Genomic DNA, 8,306 nt, shown 5'->3' with positions numbered 1-8,306 from the left:
CCGGTCGAACGCATCGACTCAGAATGGGTACCATTTGCATACTTATGAACTGAGCACCACATTTCCTTGCCAGAGCCATAACTATGCATAACTATGGTTCGGGATGCTGTCCGTGGGTCTGACGGCCCAGGGTCGCGACTACGCAGCCACGCCCGCACGGGGGGCTTCAACCAGCGACCTCGACCCACTCGAGTTCGATCGATTCCGCAAGATGGCAGCAGCTGGCAAGGGCGACCGCACGCTCGCGGAACTCAGCAACCAAGAGTTGCTGCGAAGCCTTCGCCTCATCCTCCCTGAGCACGACAACGCACTCACGATCGGTGCCATTCTGTTGTTCGGCACAGAAGATGCCCTCGGGCGGTACGTCCCGACGGCCGAGGCCGTCTTCCAAGAGCTTCGTCGCGACAGTGTCACCACCAACGAGACCATCCGACAACCCCTGTTCCGAGCAGCTGAAAGGCTGTTCGAACTCATCATGGTCCGCAACTCAGAACAGGAACTGATGATCGGGCTACACAGAGTGGGTGTGCCTCGAGTCCCTGAAGGGACGATCCGCGAGTCGATCGCGAACGCCCTCGTTCACCGTGACTACTCGGAGGTTGGACCCATCTCCGTTCAGCTGCGCGAGAACACCTTCCGCGTTGCAAGCCCTGGCGGGTTCCCGGCTGGAATCACACTGAAGAACTTCCTGGACGATTCAAAGCCCCGAAGTCCCATCTTGGCCGAGGCGTTCAAGCGCGCGGGGATCGTCGACCGTGCAGGTCGCGGGATCCGCGAAATGTACGTCCAACTGCTGCGCACTGGCCGGAGTGGTCCTGACTACTCAAAGTCGAACGCCAACTCCGTCATAGTCCAGATCAGCACCAGCGATGCGGATCTGGATATGGTGCGGTTCGTCTTGGATTACGAGGGCGCAGACGGTCGCACGCTTCTGCTTCCACAGCTGCAAGTCCTCCATGAACTCAAGGCCATGGGACCTCAAACCACGGGCGAGCTCGTCGAAGCACTCCACGACACCGAATCTGCTGTCCGAACGCACATCGCACGGCTAGTCGAGATGGGCCTCGTCGAGTCGCGTGGCCCGGGGCGCAACAGACGACACCACCTGACGGCAGCCTTCTACCGTGTCGCGCAGTCCAGCGAGTACGTACGCCTTCAGGACACAGACCCGATCCAACAAGAGCACATGATCATGGCGTACGTGGACCAGTTCGGGAGTATCACCAGAGGGAAAGCTGCGGAGTTGTGTCACCTCAGCCCGGGGCAAGCACGCGTGGTTCTGAAACGACTAACCGAGGCACGCCAGCTGGAGCTCCGTGGAGAGAAGCGTGGGGCTCACTACGTCCGGCCAACGTGAGGTCAGACTGCGTCCTATGGAGATCGGGCTGGCTCTGCCGCAGATGGCTTCGGACTACGCGCCACACACGACCGTGGAGTGGGCTCGCGCGGCCGACGCGGGACCGTTCTCGAGTGTGTCGCTCGGGGAACGAGTGACCTTCGGCAACCCCGAGATGGTAGCCAGCCTGGGCGCGTGCGCGGCAGTGACCCAGCGCGTACGCATCTTCGCCAACCTGTGGGTGCTCCCGCAGCACCCGACGGCGATGGTGGCTCAGCAGATCGGGACCCTGGATCAGCTTCTCAAACGGCCGGCTCGACGTGGCGGTCGGGGTAGGTGGCCGGGAGGACGACTACCGCGCGCTCGGGTCGTCGTACGTGGGGCGCCATCAGCGACTCGAAGACCAGGTGGCCGAGTTGCGTGCGCTGCTGCGTGGGGAGCCGCCGTTCCCCGGCGCTGATCCGGTGGGTCCGTCGTGTGTGCAGCCCGGCGGGCCGCGCGTGCTGGCGGGCGCGATGGGACCGAAGGCGATGGCCCGCGCGGCGCGGTGGGCCGATGGGATCAGTGGCTTCTCGATCGCCGGGGATGCTCGCGAGATGGCGGCTGCCTCGGCCTTGGCGGATCAGTGCTGGGCTGAAGCGGGGCGTACGGCTGCTCCCCGCAAGGTCACCGGCTGTTTCGTCGCACTCGGGGTGCCGGATGCGGGAGCCGTGTTGGCGGCTTTCACCGAGCGCTATCTGGGGTTCTTGGGTGCTGAACTGGCCTCGTTGATGGCGGCGACCGCGCGGGTGTCGTCGGAGTCGGCGCTCGTCGCAGCGCTGGAGTCGGCCGCTGCGGCGGGGTATGACGAGTTCATCCTGGTGCCCGCCACCGCCGCGTCGGGGTGTCACGAGGCGCTCGCGGAGTTGGTGGGTCGCGCGGGTGATCTCGGGCCGAAGTCGCGCTGATGCTGGCATCTCTCCGGGGCGCCGGTCGGGGTGATATGCCGCTTGTGCAACATGCCGATCTGCTGTGCCGCTGCGGTCTCGTCGGGCTCACCCCGCTTGCGCGGGGAGCACACCCGGGCGCGCTTGCCTTCGCGACCGCCAGAAGGACTCACCCCCGCTTGCGCTGGGAGCACAGGGTTTCGGACCAGCGCAGGGTGGGGTCGAGGGACTCACCCCCGCTTGCGCGGGGAGCACCCGAGCGCTTCCCGTTTTGTCGGCGAGATCTGGGACTCACCCTCGCTTGCGCGGGGAGCACAGCAGCAGATACATCGGCGGCTCGTCACCGTCGACACTCACCCCCGCTTGCGCGGGGAGCACCTCACCCTCTGCCGCGACGGCGTCCTCACCAAGGACTCACCCCCGCTTGCGCGGGGAGCACCTTGATCGCGGCGACCGCGGCGTCGATCCGCAGGACTCACCCCCGCTTGCGCGGGGAGCACTGCCCGAGTACGGGATCCCCGACCCCCTCCTCGGACTCACCCCCCTTGCGCGGGGAGCACGTCGCGAGGGGCTCGACGGCCAGGAGGCCGCGGGACTCACCCCCGCTTGCGCGGGGAGCACCCCGCGCTCGACGGTTGGACAACCTGCTGTCTGGACTCACCCCCGCTTGCGCGGGGAGCACGGACGCCGGGGTCGCCGCACGTAAGCACTTTCGGACTCACCCCCGCTTGCGCGGGGAGCACTCGTGGGCCGCGAGGAGACCACTCACGACCAGGGACTCACCCCCGCTTGCGCGGGGAGCACATCAGGAACCCCGCTAGGGGTTTGAGGGCGTTGGACTCACCCCCGCTTGCGCGGGGAGCACGGGGTGCCGTCGATGGTGGCGGTGATCAGGCTGGACTCACCCCCGCTTGCGCGGGGAGCACACGACGTGCTCGGCGACAATCGGACGCGACCCGGACTCACCCCCGCTTGCGCGGGGAGCACGAAGCCGACGATGCGGATTCCTGCTGCGAGGTGGACTCACCCCCGCTTGCGCGGGGAGCACGCCGCGCCGGTCGCGTCACGCCAGGCGGCGCCGGACTCACCCCCGCTTGCGCGGGGAGCACAACCCCAGCACGATCATGACCACCCCCCACGCGGACTCACCCCCGCTTGCGCGGGGAGCACCTCGTCGGCATCCACCCACGCTGGATCGGGATGGACTCACCCCCGCTTGCGCGGGGAGCACAGGTGCGTGCAAGTTAGTGGTGCGAGTGAGTGGGACTCACCCCCGCTTGCGCGGGGAGCACCCCGACAGGAGATCGAGCGCAGCCCCTTCACCGGACCCACCCCCCCTTGCGCGGGGAGCACGCCCCCAACTACCTCCTCCCCACCGCGGAAACGGACTCACCCCCGCTTGCGCGGGGAGCACGAGTCTGGGTCGCTCGACGACTACGCCGAGTCGGACTCACCCCCGCTTGCGCGGGGAGCACGACGTGGTGGAGATCGTGGCGCGCGGCGCTGCGGACTCACCCCCGCTTGCGCGGGGAGCACGCCTGCTTGATCTCCTGACGCAGCGTCACCATGGACTCACCCCCGCTTGCGCGGGGAGCACAAGCGCTGGCGCCGGGAACCGACCTGACCGTGGGACTCACCCCCGCTTGCGCGGGGAGCACGCCCCGAACTTGGACGACCGCAGTCGCAGCTCGGACTCACCCCCGCTTGCGCGGGGAGCACTCAACCAAGCGCGGCGAGTGCACTCCTGACCTGGACTCACCCCCGCTTGCGCGGGGAGCACGACTCGGCTGTGCCGGCGGCGTAGATCACGCCGGACTCACCCCCGCTTGCGCGGGGAGCACTGCTCGAAGCCGATGACGCGCGGGCGTCGGAGGGACTCACCCCCGCTTGCGCGGGGAGCACCAGATCCATTCGCACGTCAGTCGAACTCCGAGGGACTCACCCCCGCTTGCGCGGGGAGCACTTGCGCGCGTCCTGTCCGGTCTCGTCTCGCACGGACTCACCCCCGCTTGCGCGGGGAGCACTGCGACCACGTGATCCCGAACGACGACCACGCGGACTCACCCCCGCTTGCGCGGGGAGCACGCCGCGGCGCGGGCTTTGCGCTCGCTGGCCAGGGACTCACCCCCGCTTGCGCGGGGAGCACTCGTGGTCACACGACGCGAGCGCCAGGGTCATGGACTCACCCCCGCTTGCGCGGGGAGCACACCGACGACGCCGAGCACGTCGCCCGCGGCGGGGACTCACCCCCGCTTGCGCGGGGAGCACCGAAGCCCTGCTCCCGGGCACCGAACATGATCGGACTCACCCCGCTTGCGCGGGGAGCACGCTCATGCGAGCACCTGAATCGCCATCGACGCGGACTCACCCCCGCTTGCGCGGGGAGCACGTGTTGCGCACGATGTGGGCGACCCCGAGTTGGGACTCACCCCCGCTTGCGCGGGGAGCACGACTGGTAGTCGGTGTCTTGGACGATGTCGCCGGACTCACCCCCGCTTGCGCGGGGAGCACTGGACCGTGCTCTGGGACAACCCCGGCGGCGAGGACTCACCCCCGCTTGCGCGGGGAGCACAGCGACACCCAGCCGTAGAGGGTGGGCTTGCCGGACTCACCCCCGCTTGCGCGGGGAGCACGCCAGGGTGGTCGGGGTTAGGTCGGCGGGCGAGGACTCACCCCCGCTTGCGCGGGGAGCACATGACGGCATTGGCCGCGCAGGCATCGGCGGGGGACTCACCCCCGCTTGCGCGGGGAGCACGCCCACTGCCCGAAACCTGCGACGACGGACGTGGACTCACCCCCGCTTGCGCGGGGAGCACGGTAGGTGGATCACGACGTCGACGGCGTCGTGGGACTCACCCCCGCTTGCGCGGGGAGCACACCCGGTCGGTGCCCGCGGTGACGCCTTGGCAGGACTCACCCCCGCTTGCGCGGGGAGCACCCTGCCCGGATCAAGTCCACGGCCCCGAAGACGGACTCACCCCCGCTTGCGCGGGGAGCACTTCTTCGCCGTAGGGGACGGCGAGGCCGACGAGGACTCACCCCCGCTTGCGCGGGGAGCACCGCCCGCTTGGCACGCGCAACAATGCTTGCGAGGACTCACCCCCGCTTGCGCGGGGAGCACCCCCCCTACGTCAAGGGCCCGCCGGGGACCGAGGACTCACCCCCGCTTGCGCGGGGAGCACCCCCCCTACGTCAAGGGCCCGCCGGGGACCGAGGACTCACCCCCGCTTGCGCGGGGAGCACCCGACACCGATCACCACGGCGCTCGGGGACGGGGACTCACCCCCGCTTGCGCGGGGAGCACAGTTAGCCAAATCAATGGAGTAACTGATCCGGAGACTCACCCCCGCTTGCGCGGGGAGCACGACGACTGAGAATGTCGGCCTTCGCGCCTACGGGACTCACCCCCGCTTGCGCGGGGAGCACAGACACACTCGGCGCCCATGGCGGCCGGGGGAGGACTCACCCCCGCTTGCGCGGGGAGCACTCCGGCTCAGGGAGCGTGCTCGGCGCGTAGCGGGACTCACCCCCGCTTGCGCGGGGAGCACCCAGCCGCATCCAGTGCAGCCGTCACCGTCAGGGACTCACCCCCGCTTGCGCGGGGAGCACCGCGCGATGCGCTGCCGGATGAGCGGCAGGTAGGACTCACCCCCGCTTGCGCGGGGAGCACGGGACACGAGCACGCCGGGGCGGGTGCCGTACGGACTCACCCCCGCTTGCGCGGGGAGCACATGAACCGCGACTGGCACACCCTGACCGTCACGGACTCACCCCCGCTTGCGCGGGGAGCACCCAGCCGCCGTGCTCACCGTGACCGGCTCGTCGGACTCACCCCCGCTTGCGCGGGGAGCACTCATCCCACCATCGAAAGACGCGTCGTCGCTGGGACTCACCCCCGCTTGCGCGGGGAGCACTGCAGCGTGACCTGGTCGGCTGGCACTTGGTGGGACTCACCCCCGCTTGCGCGGGGAGCACCACTGGCCCGCCAGTCTTTCGACCGCCTGCCGGGACTCACCCCCGCTTGCGCGGGGAGCACGTCGTGCCGGGCACCAGCGCTTCGTAGACCTCGGACTCACCCCCGCTTGCGCGGGGAGCACGATGGTCATCTCGTCTTCCTCTTTCTGGGGAGGGACTCACCCCCGCTTGCGCGGGGAGCACTCGCCGATGCGCCAGCCGGTGCCGATGATGAAGGACTCACCCCCGCTTGCGCGGGGAGCACGTGTTGCCAGCAGTGATGATGCTGACCTTCCAGGACTCACCCCCGCTTGCGCGGGGAGCACACCGAAGCGGCGGGCAGCGCACACGTGATCCCGGACTCACCCCCGCTTGCGCGGGGAGCACGTGAGGATGTAGTCGGGTGCGAACCGTTGCACGGACTCACCCCCGCTTGCGCGGGGAGCACCAACCCGAAGCGGGCGCGCACCAAAGTCCCCGGGACTCACCCCCGCTTGCGCGGGGAGCACGGTCTGCTCGGTGGCCGCAACGGCTCCGGCCAGGACTCACCCCCGCTTGCGCGGGGAGCACTGACCCCGAGCACGTCGCTCGGCTTCCATGTGGGACTCACCCCCGCTTGCGCGGGGAGCATGTCGGCGGCGCTCGAAAACTGAACAGTTTCGGCGGTGAAAAGTGAGCACTCAACGATTGGAGTGTGATCACTTTGGAGGACTGGGCGCTGATCAGAAGGCTGGCTGCGGATGGGGTGCCGAAGGCGCGGATCGCTGAGCGGCTGGGGATCTCGCGGACCACGGTCATCAAGGCGGTGAATTCGGACGCGCCGCCGCGGTACGTGCGGACGCCGGGGCCGACGTCGTTCACGGAGTACGAGCCGCACGTGCGGGCGCTGTTGGTCGAGGTTCCGGACATGCCGGCCACGGTGCTGGCCGAGCGGGTGGGCTGGACGGGCTCGATCCGGTGGTTCAGCGAGAACGTGCGGCGGCTGCGTCCCGAGCACCGCCCCGTCGACCCCGCGGATCGGATCACTTGGACTGCGGGTGACGCGGCGCAGTGCGATCTGTGGTTCCCGCCCAGGAAGATCCCGCTCGAGGACGGCACCACGAAGCTGTTGCCGGTGCTGGTGATCACTGCGGCACATTCGCGGTTCGTGACCGCACGGATGATCCCGACGCGGAAGACCGAGGACCTGCTGCTGGGCTCGTGGGAGCTGATCCAGCAACTGGGCCGGGTCCCGCGGCGGCTGATCTGGGACAACGAGCCCGGCATCGGGCGCGGCCCAGCGTCGCGCCGAGGGTGTCGCCGCGTTCATGGGCACCCTGGCCACCAAGCTCGTGCTGCTGCCGCCGCGAGACCCTGAGTCCAAGGGCGTGGTGGAACGCCGCAACGGCTGGTTCGAGACCTCCTTTATGCCAGGTCGCACGTTCACCTCACCGGCCGACTTCAACACCCAGTTCACCGACTGGCTGGGCCAGGCGAACGCCCGGACGGTCCGCACGATCAAGGCCGCGCCGAGCGATTTGATTGACGCCGACCGGGCGGCGATGTTGCCGCTGCCGCCGATTCCGCTGCACCTGGGGTGGCGCAACAAGATCCGGCTGGGCCGCGACTACTACGTCCGCCTCGACACCAACGACTACTCCGTCGACCCGCAGGTGATCGGCCGGATGGTCGACGTGGCCGCCGACCTCGACTGCGTCCGGGTCCGCGCCGAGGGCCGGATCGTGGCCGAGCATGCCCGCGCCTGGGCCAGAGGAACCACGGTCACCGACCCGGCACATGTCGAGGTCGCCGGCTGGCTGCGCAAACAGTTCCAACAGCCCAGCGCCCGCGCGGCCGCTGGCGATGACCTGGTGCGGGACCTGTCCGACTACGACCGCGCCTTCGGGATCAGCGGCGGCACCGGTGGTTGGGAGGAGATCATCTGATGGCCACCACGAAGAACGCCGCCAAGGCAGCCAGTACCGAGGCCGTCAAGCAGATCACCTACCTCGCTGCGGCCCTCAAAGCGCCCCGGATCACCGAGGCCGCCGTCCGGCTGGCCGACCAGGCCCGCGACGCCGGCTGGACCCACGAGGACTATCTGGCTGCGG

2 protein-coding genes, 1 pseudogene and 1 CRISPR repeat array are annotated in these 8,306 nt (G+C 69.2%); all 3 genes and pseudogenes read left to right on the top strand.

Annotation, left to right across the window (positions count from 1 at the left end):
* The first annotated feature begins 112 nt into the window (after window positions 1–112).
* The 3 genes and pseudogenes from V9G04_16930 (at window position 113) to istA (ending at window position 8,141) form a co-directional block, all read left to right on the top strand.
* Window positions 113–1,357: an ATP-binding protein gene (locus V9G04_16930; protein MEI2714920.1), complete on the top strand. Its 1,245-nt coding sequence runs from the start codon at window positions 113–115 to the stop codon at window positions 1,355–1,357.
* Window positions 1,358–1,656: 299 nt separating this feature from the next.
* Window positions 1,657–2,283 carry an LLM class flavin-dependent oxidoreductase gene (locus V9G04_16925; GenBank protein MEI2714919.1) on the top strand — a complete coding sequence of 209 codons (627 nt, stop codon included), beginning with the start codon at window positions 1,657–1,659 and terminating at the stop codon, window positions 2,281–2,283.
* A gap of 82 nt (window positions 2,284–2,365) precedes the next feature.
* Window positions 2,366–6,847: direct repeats of the CRISPR family, unit length 29 nt; unit sequence GGACTCACCCCCGCTTGCGCGGGGAGCAC.
* Between the two features lie 63 nt (window positions 6,848–6,910).
* Window positions 6,911–8,141, top strand: a pseudogene (gene istA / locus V9G04_16920) (IS21 family transposase).
* The last annotated feature ends 165 nt before the right edge of the window (window positions 8,142–8,306 follow it).

Source organism: Nocardioides sp. (assembly GCA_037045645.1).
Lineage (GTDB): Bacteria > Actinomycetota > Actinomycetes > Propionibacteriales > Nocardioidaceae > Nocardioides.
Note: the sequence above shows the minus strand (reverse complement) of the source record. Positions and strands in the feature narration are given on the sequence as shown.